15 protein-coding genes, 1 pseudogene and 1 riboswitch are annotated in these 16139 nt (G+C 73.4%); of the genes and pseudogenes, 9 read left to right on the plus strand and 7 right to left on the minus strand.

Annotation, left to right across the window (positions count from 1 at the left end; all coding sequences use genetic code 11):
- The first annotated feature begins 3 nt into the window (after nucleotides 1-3).
- Nucleotides 4-642 (plus strand): phosphatase PAP2 family protein, encoded by a 639-nt coding sequence (locus tag N8N77_RS07200; RefSeq protein ID WP_261165850.1) that lies wholly within the window; start codon nucleotides 4-6, stop codon nucleotides 640-642.
- A 19-nt stretch (nucleotides 643-661) separates the two neighbouring features.
- Here N8N77_RS07200 and N8N77_RS07205 read toward each other — a convergent pair whose 3' ends face one another.
- From N8N77_RS07205 to N8N77_RS07215, 3 genes are all read right to left on the minus strand, one after another.
- Nucleotides 662-1639 (minus strand): malate dehydrogenase, encoded by a 978-nt coding sequence (locus N8N77_RS07205; RefSeq protein ID WP_261165851.1) that lies wholly within the window; start codon nucleotides 1637-1639, stop codon nucleotides 662-664.
- 40 nt (nucleotides 1640-1679) lie between these two features.
- Nucleotides 1680-3491: a sigma-70 family RNA polymerase sigma factor gene (locus N8N77_RS07210; RefSeq protein ID WP_261165852.1), complete on the minus strand. Its 1812-nt coding sequence runs from the start codon at nucleotides 3489-3491 to the stop codon at nucleotides 1680-1682.
- A gap of 294 nt (nucleotides 3492-3785) precedes the next feature.
- Nucleotides 3786-4937 carry an N-acetylglucosamine-6-phosphate deacetylase gene (locus N8N77_RS07215; RefSeq protein WP_261165854.1) on the minus strand — a complete coding sequence of 384 codons (1152 nt, stop codon included), beginning with the start codon at nucleotides 4935-4937 and terminating at the stop codon, nucleotides 3786-3788.
- A 61-nt stretch (nucleotides 4938-4998) separates the two neighbouring features.
- A riboswitch (ZMP/ZTP riboswitch) is annotated at nucleotides 4999-5082 on the plus strand.
- Nucleotides 5083-5119: 37 nt separating this feature from the next.
- Between N8N77_RS07215 and glyA the strand changes: the two genes are divergently transcribed.
- From glyA to N8N77_RS07230, 3 genes are all read left to right on the plus strand, one after another.
- On the plus strand, nucleotides 5120-6418 hold the full coding sequence (gene glyA / locus N8N77_RS07220; protein WP_261165855.1) for a serine hydroxymethyltransferase: 1299 nt from the start codon (nucleotides 5120-5122) through the stop codon (nucleotides 6416-6418).
- On the plus strand, nucleotides 6418-7302 hold the full coding sequence (locus N8N77_RS07225) for a bifunctional methylenetetrahydrofolate dehydrogenase/methenyltetrahydrofolate cyclohydrolase (protein WP_261165856.1): 885 nt from the start codon (nucleotides 6418-6420) through the stop codon (nucleotides 7300-7302). The genes glyA and N8N77_RS07225 overlap by 1 nt, the downstream gene beginning before the upstream one ends.
- Nucleotides 7303-7368: 66 nt before the next feature.
- Entirely contained in the window at nucleotides 7369-7851 is a 483-nt protein-coding gene (locus N8N77_RS07230; protein WP_261165857.1) for an SIP domain-containing protein, read from the plus strand.
- On the opposite strand, the gene N8N77_RS07235 is transcribed toward N8N77_RS07230, so the two are convergent.
- The 4 genes and pseudogenes from N8N77_RS07235 to N8N77_RS07250 form a co-directional block, all read right to left on the minus strand.
- Nucleotides 7827-8330 (minus strand): Fe-S oxidoreductase, encoded by a 504-nt coding sequence (locus tag N8N77_RS07235; protein ID WP_261165858.1) that lies wholly within the window; start codon nucleotides 8328-8330, stop codon nucleotides 7827-7829. The two genes, N8N77_RS07230 and N8N77_RS07235, sit on opposite strands and share 25 nt — an antisense overlap.
- A complete protein-coding gene (locus N8N77_RS07240) occupies nucleotides 8327-9145 on the minus strand; it encodes an arginase family protein (protein WP_261165859.1) in 819 nt (272 codons plus the stop codon). Before N8N77_RS07240 ends, N8N77_RS07235 begins: the two co-directional genes overlap by 4 nt.
- Before the next feature lie 130 nt (nucleotides 9146-9275).
- Nucleotides 9276-10007 carry a PspA/IM30 family protein gene (locus N8N77_RS07245; protein ID WP_261166389.1) on the minus strand — a complete coding sequence of 244 codons (732 nt, stop codon included), beginning with the start codon at nucleotides 10005-10007 and terminating at the stop codon, nucleotides 9276-9278.
- A gap of 1734 nt (nucleotides 10008-11741) precedes the next feature.
- Nucleotides 11742-12146: pseudogene (locus tag N8N77_RS07250) on the minus strand (TPM domain-containing protein); the annotation flags it as partial.
- A 148-nt stretch (nucleotides 12147-12294) separates the two neighbouring features.
- On the opposite strand from N8N77_RS07250, the gene N8N77_RS07255 reads away from it, so the two are divergent.
- The 5 genes from N8N77_RS07255 (at nucleotide 12295) to N8N77_RS07275 (ending at nucleotide 16107) form a co-directional block, all read left to right on the plus strand.
- Entirely contained in the window at nucleotides 12295-13128 is an 834-nt protein-coding gene (locus tag N8N77_RS07255; RefSeq protein ID WP_261165861.1) for a DUF3097 domain-containing protein, read from the plus strand.
- A gap of 13 nt (nucleotides 13129-13141) precedes the next feature.
- Entirely contained in the window at nucleotides 13142-13726 is a 585-nt protein-coding gene (locus N8N77_RS07260) for a hypothetical protein (protein ID WP_261165862.1), read from the plus strand.
- A gap of 62 nt (nucleotides 13727-13788) precedes the next feature.
- Nucleotides 13789-14466: a YcnI family protein gene (locus tag N8N77_RS07265; protein ID WP_261165863.1), complete on the plus strand. Its 678-nt coding sequence runs from the start codon at nucleotides 13789-13791 to the stop codon at nucleotides 14464-14466.
- Between the two features lie 76 nt (nucleotides 14467-14542).
- Nucleotides 14543-15268, plus strand: a complete 726-nt coding sequence (gene trmB, locus N8N77_RS07270; RefSeq protein WP_261165865.1) for a tRNA (guanosine(46)-N7)-methyltransferase TrmB — start codon at nucleotides 14543-14545, stop codon at nucleotides 15266-15268.
- Nucleotides 15268-16107: a CPBP family intramembrane glutamic endopeptidase gene (locus N8N77_RS07275; RefSeq protein ID WP_261165866.1), complete on the plus strand. Its 840-nt coding sequence runs from the start codon at nucleotides 15268-15270 to the stop codon at nucleotides 16105-16107. The genes trmB and N8N77_RS07275 overlap by 1 nt, the downstream gene beginning before the upstream one ends.
- Nucleotides 16108-16139 lie beyond the last annotated feature (32 nt).

Raw genomic sequence — 16139 nt, forward strand, 5'->3', positions numbered from 1 at the left:
GACGTGGCGGAGCGCGCGGACCGGCGAGCGAGGTGGCTGGGCATCGGGACCGGTGCCCTCCTCGCGGCCGCGCTGCTCGGCCTGATCGTCCGGCTGTCCGGCGGGGAGGGGCCGCTGCCCCTCGACGCGTGGTGGCGCGATGTCGTGGCCACCGCCCCCGAGGGGGCTCTGCTCGCGATGTCGCACGGACTCGACACGATCGGGGGCGGGCGCCTCGCCCATCTCTGGATCCCGCTGGGCCTGCTGATCGTCCTGCTGGCGCTGCGGCGCCCGTGGAGCGCCCTGCTCTATGCCGTCTCGTCCCTCGCCACCACGGCGCTCGTGCAAGCGAGCAAGGCGGCCTTCGCGCGCCTGCGGCCCGACGACATCGTCATCGACATCTCCTCGGCGGCCTACCCGTCGGGCCATACGGCGTTCGCCGCCACGGTCGCCACCGCGCTGTGGCTGGTCCTGCCGCGCTGGTGGGTGGCGGCGCTCGGGGTGGCGTGGACGGCGGCGATGGCCTTCTCCCGCACCCATCTGTCCGCGCACTGGCTCACCGACACGGTCGGCGGCGCCCTCGTCGGGATGGGGGTGGTGCTCGTGATGGCGGCGATGCTGTCGCACCGGCTCGCCGAGGAGCCCTGCCCGCCCAGGCGGTGAGTGCGCGCCGCGGCGCCCGCTACACCAGCCCCAGGGAGCGGACCTGCTCGGCCTCGCCGGCGATCTCCGCCACCGAGGCGTCGAGGCGCCCCCGGGTGGCGGCATCCATGTCGAGGCCGGGCACGATCGTCCAAGACCCCTGGTGGGTCGTCACGGGGAACGAGCTGATCAGCCCCTCGGGAACTCCGTACGATCCGTCGGAGCACACCGCCATCGACGTCCAGTCGCCGTCGGGGGTGCCGTGCAGCCAGTCGCGGGCGGCGTCGACGGTGGCGGAGGCCGCGGACGCCGCCGACGACGCGCCCCGCGCCTCGATGATCGCGGTGCCGCGGTTCGCCACGGTCGGGATGAAGTCGCGCTCGACCCACTCCGGGTCGTCGATCGCGTCGAGCGCCGGGCGCCCGGCGATGAGCGCGTGGCTCAGGTCGGGCACCTGCGTGGCGGAGTGGTTGCCCCAGATGGTGACGCGGGAGATGTCGGCGACGCGGGCGCCCGTCCGGGCGGCGAGCTGCGCGACCGCGCGGTTGTGATCCAGTCGCGTCAGCGCGGTGAAGCGATCCCGCGGGACGTCGGGTGCGTGCGCGGCCGCGATAAAGGCGTTGGTGTTCGCGGGGTTGCCGGTGACGAGCACGCGCACATCGTCGGCGGCGACCGCACCGAGGGCCTCGCCCTGCGTGCGGAAGATCGCGCCGTTGGCCTCCAGCAGATCCGCCCGCGTCATGCCGGCGGTGCGCGGCCGGGCACCCACGAGCAGGGCCAGCTGCGCGCCGTCGAAGATCGTGCGAGCATCGTCGCCGATCTCGATGCCGGCCAGCAGAGGGAAGGCGCCGTCCTGCAGTTCCATCACGACGCCCTCGAGCGCGGGCAGCGCCGGCGTGATCTCAAGCAGTCGCAGCTCGATCGGCCGGTCGCCCAGCCCTCCGGCGGCGAGGCGGAACAGCAGGCTGTAGCCGATCTGACCGGCGGCGCCGGTGACGGCGATGCGCAGGGGCGTCATGGTCTCGACGCTAGCGCGCGGGGGGATGCGGCGGAACCGCTTACTGCGGCGGCGGGAGCAGGTCGCCGAGGCGGAAGGGCGCGACGCTCTCCCCGTCGCTTGTCGTGATCACCACGACGTCGTCCTCATCGAAGAAGGACAGGAACGACTGCGCCTCGAGTACGGCGCGGCCGTCCGCGTCGGCGGTTGGCGCCCCCTCGGCGACGAGCCAGGCGCCCAGGCCGAGGTCGATCTCGACGATGTCGAGATCGACGCCGATCCCCGTGTAGATCCTGATGGTCACGGTCGCGCCGGGCGTGGCGTTCTGCACGGCGATGGTGGCCATGCTGCTGTCCCAGCGCGAGGAGGACGCGTCGATGGCGAGGTCCGTGAGGTCCGGGGCGGGCGGGGTCACCGGCTCCTCCGGCTCAACCGGCTCCTCCGGCTCCGGTTCGGGGTCAGGCGTGGGGGTCGGATTCGGAGCGGGTGTGCTCGGCGCCTCCGGCTCGGACGGCGCCGCGGGAAGGGACGCGGGTGCACCGTCGGGCGGCGTGATCGGGGGCACGCTGGGCGCCGGCGGGGCGGGAACCGGCTCGGGGTCGGCGGCGCGGGGCCTCCGGCTCCTCGGTTCCGGCGCCGGCACGACCGGCTGCTCCTTGGGCTCGGGGTCGTCGGCGCCGTGCGCTGCCAGGGTCGCGTCGGGCTCGATGGAGGCGTCGGAGGGGGCCGCGCTCTGCTCGATCGCCGCGGGCTCGCTCGTGGGAGCGGGGGTGCCCGGCGCGACGGCGTTCGCGACGATCGTGCCGACGATCGCGATCGATGCCACGCCGGCGGCGACGAGGCCGCCGATCGTCCACGCGGAACCGGCGGCGGTGCCGCCGCTTGCCGACCCCGAGGACGACGACGCGGCGCCGGCACCCGCGGCGGCCGTGCCGGCCGCGCCGAGAAGCGCGCTCGCGCTCTCGGCGACGTGACCGAACACCTCCGCGCCGTGCCCGACCAGCTCGACGGATCCGGTGACCGTGCCCTCGAGCACGCCCTCCGGCATCGCCGCCAGCGCCATCGGCGCCGAGCCGTTCTGCTGCAAGGAGGCGAGGTAGCCCGCCGCGCCCGTGACGCCCACGGCCAGGGGAAGCAGGACGAGCACGAGACGGCTGCCGACATCGCGTGCCTCGGCGGCGACGATCGCGCACCGCGCGCAGTCGGCGATGTGCCGGTCGACCTTGCCGCGGTCGCGCGTGCCGAGGTTGCCGCGTGCGTGCGCTCCGAGCCGCTCGATCGTCCACCGACAGTCCGAGTCCTCGCCGACGGCGGCGATGTGTGCCTGGATCCACGCCTCGCGCAGTCCCTCGCGCGCCCGGAAGGCGAGCTGCGAAACCGCGGCGGGCTTCATGCCCAGCAGCCCCGCCACATCGGCGGGCTTCATCTGCTCCACCTCGGTGTACCAGAGCACCTCCTGCCACCGGCTCGGCAGCGAGCGGAACGCCGTGGTGGTGAGGCTGCGGTCGAGGGCGGCGTCGACCGCGTCCTCGTTGGTGGTCGGGTCCTCGACGTCGTCCAGCTCGTCGACCGCCGTCTCACGGCGCGCCCCGCCCCACGCGGCCGCCGTGTTGCGGATGGCCGTGAACAGGTAGGCGCGGAAAGAGCCGGTCGGTCCGCCCCCTCGCCGGATGGCCTGGAAGATCTTCGCGTACGCCTCCTGCACGAGGTCGTCGGCGTCGAACGACGGCGAGATCGAGCGGGCCGCGACGATCGCCGACCCGTAGTGGCGTCGCCACAGCTCGGCGAAGGCGTCGGCGTCGCCCGACCGCGACCGCAGCACGAGGTCCGCGTCGGCGGTCGTCTCGGTCGGGTCCGTGTCGGGCGCACGCATCCCTCCATTCTGGTGCGAGCCCGCGCGCCGGCGCCAGTTTTCCGCAGGATTTTGCGGGTTCCTCTGCGATTCGCCGCCCCGGCCCGAGAATCTCCGACGATCTTCGCCAACTCGCGTAATGAATCGCCCGGTACCCGGTCTCATCCGGTGAGAGAGGCGTACGCCGACGTCCCGACACCCGATCGGGCCGGCGTCCCGATCGAAGAGACAGCACTTCGGGGGAGGGGCTTCGCTTCGGTCGGATGAGAAGGGCCCGGTGTTCGGGGGAACACCGGGCCCTTCGTCTGCGTGGTGTCAGACGCGCTCGCCCGCCGCCCACACCGCACGCACCGACAGCGCCTCATCGAGCAGGACGGCATCGCCGCCGGCGCCCGCCGTGAGCGCGCCCAGGTCGCTCCGACCGAGCGCTCGTGCGGGCACCGCCGTCAGTGCCGCCACCGCCACGGGCAGGGAGACGCCGAACGCCACGGCACGGCGCAGCGCGGCGTCCTGCGTGAGGGTCGAGCCCGCGATCGCGCCGGTGTCCACCACCCGTGCGACGCCGTGGGTCACGTTCACGTCGAGCGCGCCGATCGCGTACGAGCCGTCGGGCATGCCCGTGGCCGCCATCGCGTCGGTGACGAGGGCGACGCGACCGGGCGCGGCCGCGAAGAGCAGGCGCATCACGTCGTCGTGCACGTGCACGCCGTCCGCGATCAGCTCGAGCGTCACGCGCTCGTCCCGCGCCGCGACGGGGATCGGTCCCGGGTCGCGGTGATGGACGCCCGGCATCGCGTTGAAGGCGTGCGTCAGCAGCGTGGCACCCGCGTCGATGGCCGCCGCGGTGACACGCGCGTCGGCGCCGGTGTGCCCGATGGCCGCCACGGCGCCTGCCGCCACCACGCGCCGCACCGCCTCCAGGCCGCCCGGGCGCTCGGGCGCGATCGTCACCTGCACCACCGTGCCCCGGCCGGCGGTCAACAGCCGGTCCACGTCGCGCGGCGCCGGGTCGCGCAGCAGCGCGGGGTCGTGCGCACCGTGGTGCGCGGGGTCGAGGAAGGGCCCCTCCAGGTGTGAGCCCAGCACCGTCGGATCGGTCGCCGCCAGATCGGCGACGGCGGCGGCCCGTGCCGCGAGCAGATCCATCGGCGCGGTCACGAGCGAGATCACGGCGCGCGTGGTGCCGTGGCGGCGGTGCAGCGCGCGGGCGGCGCGGATCGCCTCGAGGCCGTCGTCGTACGCGGCACCGCCTCCGCCGTGACCGTGGAGGTCGACGAAGCCCGGTGCGAGCACGGCGCCCGCGCCCGCGAGTGCCGTCGCGTCGATGACCTCGTCGCCGGGCGCGGCGGCCTCCCGCCACCGTCCCGCCCCGGTCGCCGCGATCCGATCGCCCTCCAGGCGGACCCAGCCGTCCGGCGTTTCGGATCCGTCTGACACCAGCCGGGCGGAGTGGATCAGCGTTGCCATGCCGAAAGCGTGCCACATGAGGCGGATCCGGCCCTTGGCAGGCCGGGCCCTTCCGTTATGATCGTCGTGTCGCGACTGGCGTTGAGGTGGGTCACCACCGGGGAGCGACCTGGACGGCATTCGACCGCGCGCCTGGGCCGAAGCGAACACCCGTAATCCGCCACGTCGTCTGGAGAGATCGCATGACCGATCCGCTGTTCAACGCCCCGCTCGCCGAGGTCGACCCCGAGATCGCCCAGGTGCTGCAGCGCGAGCTCAACCGGCAGCGCAGCTTCCTCGAGATGATCGCGTCCGAGAACTTCGTGCCCGTGTCGGTGCTGCAGTCGCAGGGCTCCGTGCTCACGAACAAGTACGCCGAGGGCTATCCGGGACGCCGCTACTACGGCGGCTGCGAGGAGGTCGACGTCGCCGAGGAGCTCGCGATCTCACGGGCCAAGGAGCTGTTCGGCGCCGAGTTCGCCAACGTTCAGCCGCACTCGGGCGCCTCGGCGAACGCCGCGGTCCTGCACGCCATCGCGCGCCCGGGCGACACGATCCTGGGCCTGTCGCTCGACCACGGCGGCCACCTGACGCACGGCATGAAGATCAACTTCTCGGGCCGGCTCTACGACATCGTGCCGTACGAGGTCGACGCCGAGACGTCGATGGTCGACATGGACGAGGTGCGTCGCCTCGCCCTCCAGCACAAGCCGAAGGTGATCATCGCCGGATGGTCGGCGTACCCGCGCCAGCTCGACTTCGCCGCGTTCCGCGCGATCGCCGACGAGGTGGGCGCCTACCTGTGGGTCGACATGGCACACTTCGCGGGCCTGGTGGCCGCGGGCCTGCACCCGAGCCCCGTGCCGCACGCCCACGTCGTCTCGTCGACCGTGCACAAGACGATCGGCGGCCCGCGCTCCGGCTTCATCCTCACGAACGACGCCGACGTCGCGAAGAAGATCAACTCGGCCGTGTTCCCGGGTCAGCAGGGCGGCCCGCTCATGCACGTCATCGCGGCGAAGGCGACGGCGTTCAAGCTGGCGGCCACGCCCGAGTTCAAGGACCGCCAGGAGCGCACGCTGCGCGGCGCGCGCATCCTCGCCGAGCGCCTGACGCAGCAGGATGTGAAGGATGCGGGCATCTCGGTCCGCTCCGGCGGCACCGACGTGCACCTCGTGCTCGTCGACCTGCGCGACGCGGCGATCGACGGCAAGCAGGCCGAGGATCTGCTGCACGAGATCCGCATCACGGTGAACCGGAACTCGGTGCCCAACGATCCGCGCCCGCCGATGGTCACCTCCGGGCTGCGCATCGGCACGCCCGCGCTCGCGACGCGCGGCTTCGGCGACGCCGAGTTCACCGAGGTCGCCGACGTCATCGCGCTCGCGCTGCTTCCCGATCCGGATCTTCGGGCACTGCGCGAGCGCGTGGCGAGGCTCGCCGACGCGTTCCCGCTCTACCCGGCTCTCGAGCAGGCCGGCCAGGGATACGCGGGCATCTGATGGTCGCGCGGGTTCTCGACGGCAAGGCCGCCTCGGCGGCGATCAAGGCCGAGCTGGCGGAGCGGGTCGCGGCGCTGAAGGAGCGCGGCGTCGTTCCGGGCATCGCCACCGTGCTCGTCGGCGCCGATCCGGCGTCGCAGCTGTACGTGGGCATGAAGCACCGCCAGTCCGAGGCGATCGGCATGAACTCGATTCAGCGTGAGCTGCCGGCCGATGCGACGCAGGAGCAGGTCGAGGCGCTCATCGACGAGCTCAACGCCGATCCGTCGTGCCACGGGTACATCGTGCAGCTGCCCCTGCCGAAGCACCTCGACACCGACGCGATCCTCGAGCGCATCGACCCGGCCAAGGACGCCGACGGCCTGCACCCCACCAACCTCGGGCGGCTCGTGCTGAACGTGAACGCCCCGATCCACACGCCGCTGCCCTGCACGCCGCGGGGCGTGATCGAGCTGCTGCTGCGCAACGACTACGACCTCGCGGGCAAGCACGTGGTGGTCGTCGGGCGCGGCGTCACGATCGGCCGCTCCATCGGGCTGCTGCTCACGCGCCGCGAGATCAACGCGACGGTCACCCAGGTGCACACGGGCACCGTCGACATGGGGCAGTACCTGCGCCAGGCCGACGTCATCGTGGCGTCGGCGGGGGTCAAGCACCTCATCCGGCCGGAGGACGTCAAGCCCGGTGCCGCGGTGCTCGATGTGGGCGTGACGCGTGAGGACGACCCCGAGACGGGCAAGCAGAAGGTCTACGGCGACGTGGACCCGGCGGTGGCCGGGGTGGCCGGCTGGCTCTCGCCCAACCCCGGCGGCGTCGGCCCCATGACGGTCGCGCTGCTCATGACCAACGTCGTCGAGGCGGCCGAGAGGTCCCTCGCCGGCTGACGCGTGCGGGCTGCGAGTCTCCCGGCAAAGGTAAGGCTCACCTATACCGGGTGTATCCTGGAGGGGATGTCACGCCACACGCCCGAGGGCTCCGTCCGGGAGCACAGCGACGCCGCCTGCCGCGCGCCGCGGCACTCGCGCGTCCAGCACCTCATCACCGCTGACGAGTCCTCGCTCGCCGAGCTCGAGACGCTGTTGGCCACTCTGCCGATCTGCTCGACCGGCCGCGTGTTCGTCGAGGTCCCGGACGTCACGTGGGTGTGCGACCTCCGTGTGCCCGCCCGTATGACGCTGACGTGGCTCGACCGCTCGGTGCGCACCGGAGCACCCGGCACCGGCCGGCCATGTCCGACCGGCCGTGCGCTCGCACGGGCGGTCACGGCCTGGGCCGACGAGATGATGTGCGGCGAGGACGACGCGACGCGTGTGCACCTGCTCGGCGGCTACCTAGGCACCGCCGATATCGTGGATCACCTCACCGAGCGCCGCGGCGTGCCGTTCGAGTCGATCCACGTGCCGGAGCGCTACCGGCTGCTCGTCGGCGACTGACGCGACCCGCCGGGTCGCCGCTCGGCGGGGACGTACCCGCCGTCCTGCAGGCCGGCCTCGATTTCGAAGCGGTTGCGCAGCGGATCGCGCCCCGCGAGCAGATAGAGCAGCGGGAGGAGCAGCCCGTACCGGCGCCACTGGCGCACGTGAACGAGCTCGTGCGCGAGCACGCGGTCGCTCTCGCGGTCGCGGCGGGTGAGGTAGCACCGGCCGACGCACACGCCGCCGCGGGCATGCGTCCAGCGCGGCATGCGACGGAACACGATGAGCTCCCCGTGGCGTTCCACCCTGCCGGTGCTCCACAGCCCGCCCCACACGAAGCCGACGGCCGTGGCGATGCCGGCGCCGGCGCGGCTGATCCACGAGTCCAGGAGGAACGCGGGGATTCGCCGGTCGAGCGCGAGGCCCGACTCCTGCCGCAGCGCGGCGACCTCGCGCCAGTCGTGCGGGCGGGGCGGCTGTGGGAAGGAGATCCTCATGCGAGGGCGCCCACGAGACGCAGGATCGCGCCCATGTCGTCGACGGCCGCGGCCGGCGTGGGCGGGGCGAACCCGGTGATGGCCGCGCCGGCAAGCGGGAGGCGTGCGCGCAGTGCGCCGATCGCGGCGAGCAGCCCGGCGGGCGTGAGGCCGAAGGGCGCGGCGTTCGAGACGCCCGAAAGGTGGGCGGGATCGAGCACGTCCACGTCGATGTGCACGAACACGCGCGCTGCGCCCGTGGCGGCGACGGCCTCGGCGAGCGCCTCCGGGCGGCCCTCGATCTCGTCGCACGCGAGCCGAGCGATCCCCTCCTGGGTCGCGACATCCGCCTCGGCCGGTTCGAGGTCGCGGGCCCCGGCCAGCACCACGCGCGAGGCCGACACGCGGCCCGGACGCAGCGACAGGTCGGCGCCCGCCTCACCCAGCACGGCCCGCAACGCCATCCCGGAGAACGCGCCGGACGGGCTCGTCTCGGGGGAGTGCAGGTCGCCGTGCGCGTCGAACCACACCACGGCGAGATCGTCGTCGGCGAGTGCGTCGATCGCGGGCACCGTGACCGAGCAGTCGCCGCCGATCACGATGGCGGGCGAGTCCTCGGCCGCCACGGCCGAGGCGATGCTCTCGCGCACGCGCAGCAGCGCGCTGGCCCGCTGCACGCCGGTTTCGAGACGCTCTCCGGCCTCGAGGGGCACCGCCACGCGCATGCACGCGGCCGCGGGCAGATCCCCGGCGATCGCCTCGGCGCCGTCGACGAGCGCCATCGCGCGCGCCGAGGGCGATCCCTGCCATTGCGGAACCACGACGAACCGGGCCATGGCCCCATTCTCCACGAGGATCGGCCCGGTGGAGCCGCCCGGATCGACTCGCGACCGCGCGGGTCCCATGCACCCGGGACACGCGACGGCGCCGCCCCGAGAACCCGGGGCGGCGCCGTCGCGAGAGGGCTCAGGAGGTGATCGCCTGCGTGTTGCCCGACTTCAGCGCGGCGAGACGCGCCTCGACCTCGGTGAGCTGGCCCATGTCCTGGAGCTCGTCGAACTGCGCGTCGAGCGACGAGGCGGCGAGCTCCGCCTTGCCGGCGGCGAGGGCCTCCTGCCGGCGCACCTTCTCCTCGAAGCGGCCGAGGTCGCTCGTCGGGTCGAGCACGTTGATCGACTTGACGGCGTCGTGCACCTTGTTCTGGGCCTCGGCGGTCTTCGCGCGGGCGATCAGCTCGCTGCGCTTCGACTTGAGGTCCTCGAGCTTGCTCTTCATGCCGTCGAGACCGCTCTTGAGCTTCTCGACCACCTCGGTCTGCGCGGCGATCTGCGGGGCGACCGCCTTGGCGTCGTTCTCCTCGGCGATCTGGCGCTGGAGCGCGACCTTCGCGAGGTTGTCGAACTTCTCGGCGTCGGCGGTGTTGCCGGCGGCCCGAAGCTCGTCGGCCTTACGGCTGGCGGCGAGGGCCTTGTTGCCCCACTCCTTGGCCGTCTCGAGGTCCTCGGCGTGGTCGCGCTCGAGCAGGCGCAGGTTGCCGATCGTCTCGGCGATGGCCGCCTCGGCGTCGGCGATGTTGTTCGTGAAATCCCGCACGAGCTGGTCGAGCATCTTCTGCGGGTCCTCGGCCTGATCGATCAGCGCGTTCACATTGGCTCGGATGAGCGTGGAGATGCGGCCGAAGATCGACTGCTTGGTCATGGTGCTTCCCTTCGTGGATGGTGCAGAGCGTCGAGTCGGTTCGTGAAGGTCTCTTTGGAGTCTAGGAGCGGCGCCTATGCGTGCGCAGGACGAAATCGACGGCGCGTGCAGTCGGCCACGATGAGGCGCCGCCGCGTCGCATGTCAGAACCTCCCGCCCCGCGGCGCCCGCTGCGTCCGCCCCGAACTGCCGCCGCGGCGTCCGCCGCCGAAGCCGCCGCCGCGGCGACCGCCGCCGAAGCCGCCACTGCGTCCGCCGCCGAAGCCACCGCCGCCGAGCCCGCCGCCCCAGCCGCCCGAGCGGCGCGAGCCGCTGCCCGAGAGCAGACCGCCGATCAGGCCACCGATGATCGCGCCTCCGATGTCGCCGGCCCCCGCCGTGGCCGCCATAGCCGCCGGACCCGCCGAGCATGCCGCCCATCATGCCGCTGACGTCGGACTGGGCCTGTTGGGATGCGGACTCCGCCAGCTGCAGAGCGCGTTGGGCATGCGGCAGCGCCTGCGCCACGTCGACCGACTGCGCCGCCTCGGCGCGGTCCAGCGACGTGCGGGCCTCGGCAAGCCGCGTGCGGGCGTCGGCCCCCACCCCGCCGCGGCGCGCGGCGATGAAGTCCTGCGCCGCCGTCACCGCGCTGCGCGCCTGCAGGATCGTCTGGCCGAGGAGCTGCTGCGCGCGCTCGCCGTTCACGATGACGGCGTCGATCTGCTCGTTCGCGGCCTGCAGCTGCTGCAGCAGCACGCGCGGGCGCCTGCCCTGGCCCGACAGGTTCTGCCGGGCCAGGGCGATCGCCTGCTCGGTCGCGGCAATTGCCGGCGCGGCGTCGTGCGCGGAGCCGAGGCTTCGGGCACGCGCGACGTCTCCCTCCAGCTCCGCCACGAGCGCCCCCGCCTGCCGTTCGGCGGCCGCGAGGGTCGCGCCCAGCTCGGTGACGGCGCGCTCGAGCGCGACGGCCTGATCGGTGGCCTGTTCGGCCACGACGATGGCGGAGGCCGCTTCTCCGGTGTCTCCGGCCGCGAGCAGCAGCTCGGCCTCTGTCAGCTCCGTCTCGGCCGTGGCCAGGCGGTCTCGCGCCTGTGCGGCGTTGTCGGCGACCTCCTGCAGGGCCTCGGGGGCGTAGGTGGCGCGCAGCGCCTCGAGTGCCGCGGCGGCGCGCTGATCGGCGCCCGCGGCGGCGGAGAGCGCTCGTCGCGCGTTGGCCAGGGCCGCGGGGGCGTTCTGCTCCACCTCGCGCAGCGTGCGGAACGTCTCGGCCTTTTCCTCGAGCGACCGCGCCGCCGCCTCGCACAGCCGCAGGATCTCCTCGTACCCGGCGCGCGCCTGCTGCTCCCCGTCGGGCTCCGCATCACCCAGGCGCTGCTTCAGCTCGAAGGCCTTCGCGAGATCGCTCCTCGCCGACTCGAGCGCGTCGTGGAACTCGCCCGTGGCGTCCTCGCCGAACTGCGCGATCGCGAATCCCAGCTCCTGCTCGCTCGACTTCACGGCATCATCGGTCGCCACCAATGCCGTGGCGGCGCGGTGCTCCAGCTCGGCCAGCGGCACGCCGGCGCCGCCGCCGGCGCCGGCGGCCGCCCTCGCGCGTCGCCGCACCAGCCACACCACGACCACCACGGCCGCGACCACGACGAGGATCCCGAGGATCCACGCGACCCCGCCCGATCCGCCCGGCTGCGTCTCCTCCTCCACGGCATCGGCGGCCACATCCACCGCGCCCGCCCAGTCGCCCTCACGCAGCGGTGTCTCCACCGCCGCCTCGATGCGGACGAGATCGTCCTCGCTCAGCGGCCCGGCCAGGTCGGAGGAGATGTAGTACTGGCGGGCTTCCACGGCGACCGCGAGCAGGTACTGGTCGGTGCCGAGCCCGTTCTGCTGCGCGACGGCGTCGGCCCACGCGACGCGGTCGCTGGGTGCGTCGAAGTCGTCGACGAAGACCACCCAGAGGTCGATGCCCGTGGCCTGGCGCAGCTGCTCGAGCCGCTCGTCCGCCGCGCGCTCCTCGGCATCGGAGAGCGCGTCGACGGCGGGAAGGTCGAAGACGAAGGAGTCGCCGAGCGCGACGGGCTCCGCGGCGCTCGCCGGCGATCCGGCTGCGGCCAGCAGCGCCCCTGCCGCCAGAGCCGTCCACGTCGTCAGCCTGCGCATCGCGCCCCTCTCGCTCGAGGCGCGCCGGCCTGTCGCGCGGCGGTGTCGCCCCCGTCTCGATCCTATTCACGGGCCGGGCGAGGGGAAAGCGCGCCCGCGCGGCCCCGTCGGCGGCGACATCCCGCGACGGGACCATACGCTGGCAGGGATGGACGACAGGTACGGATCCGACGTGCTCGCGACCAACTGGCGCGAGCGCGGCACGAAGCAGGCGCGGCGCGTGCCGGCCCAGATCGACCTCGTGGTCGAGGTGGCCGGCGACGGCTTCACGGGTGCGATCACCCGACGCGAGGGCCCGCACGTGGAGCTCGAGGACCGCAAGGGCCGTCGGCGGCTGTTTCCGCTGGGCAAGGGCTTCCTCATCGACGGCGAGCCGGTGGAGCTCGTGGCGCCGGCCGTGCAGCCGCAGGGACGGCGGCGCACGGCGTCGGGATCGTTCGTCGCCGACGACCGGCGGGCGCGCGTTGCCCTGCCGAGCCGCATCCTCGTGGAGGGCAAGCACGACGCGGAACTCGTCGAGCGCGTGTGGGGCGACGACCTGCGCGCCGAGGGCGTCGCCGTCGAGTATCTCGAGGGCATCGACCTGCTGGACGACCTGCTCCGTGCGGAGCCGCCGTCGGACACGCGTCGCTACGGCGTGCTCGTGGATCACCTCGTGCCGGGCTCGAAGGAGCAGCGGATCGCCGACGCCGTCGCCCGCGGCCCGCACGGCCCCCACGTGCGCATCGTCGGGCACCCGTTCGTGGACGTGTGGCAGTGCGTCAAGCCGCGGGCGCTCGGCATCGCGGCATGGCCCGTCGTGCCGCGCGGCACGGACTGGAAGACGGGCATCTGCCGGGGGCTCGGCTGGCCCGCCGAGGACCAGGCAGACATCGCCCGCGCGTGGCAGCACATCCTCTCGCGCGTCACGACGTTCCGCGACATCGAGCCGGAGCTGCTCGGACGCGTCGAGGAGCTCATCGACTTCGTGACGGCGCCGTAGGGACCAGCGGCGCATGCGGACACGGCGGCAGCGGCTCGCGCTGCGCGGAGCGGGGGCGTCGTTCGCGGCGAACCTCATCGCCGCCGTCTCGCACACGCTCGGCGGCGAGGACGCGCCGGCGCCGCTCCTCGTGCTCGCCATGATGGCCCTGCTGTGGGCGCCGTCGATGGCGCTCATGGGTCAGCGCCCACGGGCGGGGCGGATCGGCACCACGGTGATCGCCGCACAGGCGGCCTTCCACGCGGTCTACGCCACGCTCGGTTTCCCGACCGGCGGCGGATACGGCCCCTCGGGTCACGCGGGCCATGGCGCTCCGCTCGAGCTGGGGCCCCTGGGGCCCGCCGTCGAGGTGAGTCCCCTCATGGTCGCCTCGCATGCCGCCGCCGCCGTCGTCAGCTTCGTCGTGCTGCTGTTCGGCGAACGGGCCCTGCGCGCGATCCTGGAGTGGACGGAAGCGTCGCTCCGTGCGCGCCTGACGGCGCCGCGGCTCCGGGTGCCGTCTCGGCCGGCGGTGGTCGCCGCGCGTCCGCGCGCACCGCGGTCCGGGCGCGTCTTCGCGCTCATCGGTCCGCGCGGGCCGCCCCTTCCTTCCCTCTGACCCCACCCCTTTCCGCGGTCCCCCGAGGGCCGCGGGTTCCGCACGCTCAGAAGGAAGAAGACATGAACAACCCCCACATCCCCTCCCGCCGCCCGCTGCGCCGCCTCGGCGCCGGCGTCGCCATCGGCGCCGCGCTGGCGCTCGGCCTGCCGTTGGCCGCCGCCGCGCATGTCACCGTCGCACCCGAACAGGCATCAGCCGGGTCGTACGAGGTGCTCACCTTCGCGTTCAGCCACGGCTGCGAGGGCTCGCCCACCACCGCGCTGGAGATCGAGATGCCCGACGGTGTCGGCGCGGTGTCGCCGACCGTGCAGGCCGGCTGGGACATCGCCATCTCGCGCGACGAGGCCGATGGCCTGCCGCGTGCGGTGACGTTCACGGCCGAGGAGCCGATCGCCAACGAGCTTCGCGCGGCGGTGCAACTGCAGGTTCAGGTCTCGGCCGACGCCGAGGGGACGCTCGCGTTCCCGGTCGAGCAGCGGTGCGAGGACGGCGCGGTGTCGTGGAGCGAGATCGCCGAGGAGGGCGAGGACCCGCACGCCCTCGACGCGCCCGCTCCCGTCGTGACCGTCGCGGCCGGCGATGCCGCGGACGACGCGCACGCCCCGGCGGGGAACGAGCAGGCCGGGGCCGCCGATCCGGATACGGCCGCGCCGTGGGGCCTGGCGCTGGGAGGCGTCGGTGCGGTGCTCGGCGCCGCTGCCCTGGCTACCTCCGTCGTGGCGCTGCGCCGGCGCTGACGACACCCCGGGGCGCGGCCGGACCGGCCGCGCCCCGGGCGGTCGCCCACGGACCGGCTCAACTACCCTGGAGGGCATGCCCGAAGCGCCCCGATACCGCGAGAATCCCGTGTCGTTCGTGCGTCGAGGCGGGCGGATGTCGGAGGCGCAGGAACGCGCGTGGGCCGAACTGTCGCCCCTCTACCGCTTCGACGTGCCCCGCGACGCCGCCTCCACGTCGGTGCACCCGGATGCGGTGTTCGATCCGGCGAAGGAGTTCGGCCGCGAGGCGCCGTTGATCGTCGAGATCGGATCGGGTCAGGGTCACGCCATCGTCCACGCCGCGGCGAACAATTCCGACACCGACTTCCTCGCCGTCGAGGTGTACGTCGGGGGGCTGGCCCGCACCATGCTCGATGCGGACAAGGCCGGCGTGCGCAACCTGCGGGTTATCGAGGCGAACGCCCCCGAGGTGCTCGAGACGCTGCTGCCGGAGGGCTCTGTCAGCGAGGTGTGGATCTTCTTCTCCGATCCCTGGCACAAGAAGCGCCACCACAAGCGCCGCATGATCAAGGACGGCTTCGGCGCCACCGTCGGTCGCCCCCTGCGCGACGGGGGCGTGCTGCGGCTTGCCACCGATTGGGAGGACTACGCGCTGCAGATGCGCGAGGTCATGGATGCCGCGCCCGAGTTCGAACGCGCCTTCGCGGGGGAGTGGGCGACGCGCTTCGAGGGGCGCGCCATGACCGCCTTCGAACGCAAGGGGATCGACAAGGGCCGCGAGATCCGCGACCTGGCGTACCGGCGCGTCGCCCGCGGCTGATGGCGCACGCGACCGCGCAGACGCGCCCGCTGATGTCATGGGACATCGCCCCGGCGCTGCTGGTGTGCCTCGCGGCGCCCGCGATGTTCGTGCTCGAGTCGCGTCCCCTGGGCTACGCGCTGCTCGCGGCGGGCGTGCTGCTGGCGCTGCTGCCGCCGATCCGTCGCGCCTCGACGGCGCCGCACCTGGCGCGGGACCTGCTGCTCATCGGCCTCGGGCTCGTGTGCGCCTCGGCGATCCACCTCGAGGCGAAGCTCGACGACCTCTCGATGCTCGCCTTCACGCTCGCCCTGGGCGGCGCCGTGGTGGTGCCCTACGTGGTCGCCCGCTACTTCTTCCATGACCACGCCATTCGGTTCCCCTGGCGCGGCGGTGGGCGCTGGACCGGGTGGCAGTGGGCGTGGCTCGTGGCCGTGATCGGGTTGGGCTGGCTGATCCTGCCGTACTACTTCATCACGAGCGGCGTCTACCGGAACTGGCCCGTCGTGGACGACGCCAACCTCATCGCCCGGCTGTTCGTCGGGGTGGGCGCCGTCGGCATCTGGGACGAGCTGTTCTTCATCTGCACGGTCTTCGCCCTCCTGCGTCGCCACTTCCACGACGCGACGGCCAACGCGCTGCAGGCCATCGTGTTCGTGTCGTTCCTGTGGGAGCTGGGCTATCGCGAATGGGGACCCGCCCTGACGATCCCGTTCGCGCTGCTGCAGGGATTCATCTTCCTCAAGACCCGCTCGCTGGCGTACGTCGTGACGGTCCATCTGCTCTTCGACGCGGTCGTCTTCCTCGTGCTCGTGCACGCGCACAACCCGGGCGCCCTCGATCACCTCTTCCTCGTCTGACGGCGGGGTCGGACGCCGCTGCGCGCGCCGAG

Source organism: Microbacterium sp. Marseille-Q6965 (assembly GCF_946151065.1).
GTDB lineage: Bacteria > Actinomycetota > Actinomycetes > Actinomycetales > Microbacteriaceae > Microbacterium.

Bases quoted from the DNA above. Each gene is read 5' to 3' on its own strand.
- N8N77_RS07205 (WP_261165851.1), bottom strand. From the start codon at position 1,639: ATGACGCCCCTGCGCATCGCCGTCACCGGCGCCGCCGGTCAGATCGGC.
- N8N77_RS07210 (WP_261165852.1), bottom strand. From the start codon at position 3,491: ATGCGTGCGCCCGACACGGACCCGACCGAGACGACCGCCGACGCGGAC.
- N8N77_RS07215 (WP_261165854.1), bottom strand. From the start codon at position 4,937: ATGGCAACGCTGATCCACTCCGCCCGGCTGGTGTCAGACGGATCCGAA.
- glyA (WP_261165855.1), top strand. From the start codon at position 5,120: ATGACCGATCCGCTGTTCAACGCCCCGCTCGCCGAGGTCGACCCCGAG.
- N8N77_RS07225 (WP_261165856.1), top strand. From the start codon at position 6,418: ATGGTCGCGCGGGTTCTCGACGGCAAGGCCGCCTCGGCGGCGATCAAG.
- N8N77_RS07230 (WP_261165857.1), top strand. From the start codon at position 7,369: ATGTCACGCCACACGCCCGAGGGCTCCGTCCGGGAGCACAGCGACGCC.
- N8N77_RS07235 (WP_261165858.1), bottom strand. From the start codon at position 8,330: ATGAGGATCTCCTTCCCACAGCCGCCCCGCCCGCACGACTGGCGCGAG.
- N8N77_RS07240 (WP_261165859.1), bottom strand. From the start codon at position 9,145: ATGGCCCGGTTCGTCGTGGTTCCGCAATGGCAGGGATCGCCCTCGGCG.
- N8N77_RS07245 (WP_261166389.1), bottom strand. From the start codon at position 10,007: ATGACCAAGCAGTCGATCTTCGGCCGCATCTCCACGCTCATCCGAGCC.
- N8N77_RS07255 (WP_261165861.1), top strand. From the start codon at position 12,295: ATGGACGACAGGTACGGATCCGACGTGCTCGCGACCAACTGGCGCGAG.
- N8N77_RS07260 (WP_261165862.1), top strand. From the start codon at position 13,142: ATGCGGACACGGCGGCAGCGGCTCGCGCTGCGCGGAGCGGGGGCGTCG.
- N8N77_RS07265 (WP_261165863.1), top strand. From the start codon at position 13,789: ATGAACAACCCCCACATCCCCTCCCGCCGCCCGCTGCGCCGCCTCGGC.
- trmB (WP_261165865.1), top strand. From the start codon at position 14,543: ATGCCCGAAGCGCCCCGATACCGCGAGAATCCCGTGTCGTTCGTGCGT.
- N8N77_RS07275 (WP_261165866.1), top strand. From the start codon at position 15,268: ATGGCGCACGCGACCGCGCAGACGCGCCCGCTGATGTCATGGGACATC.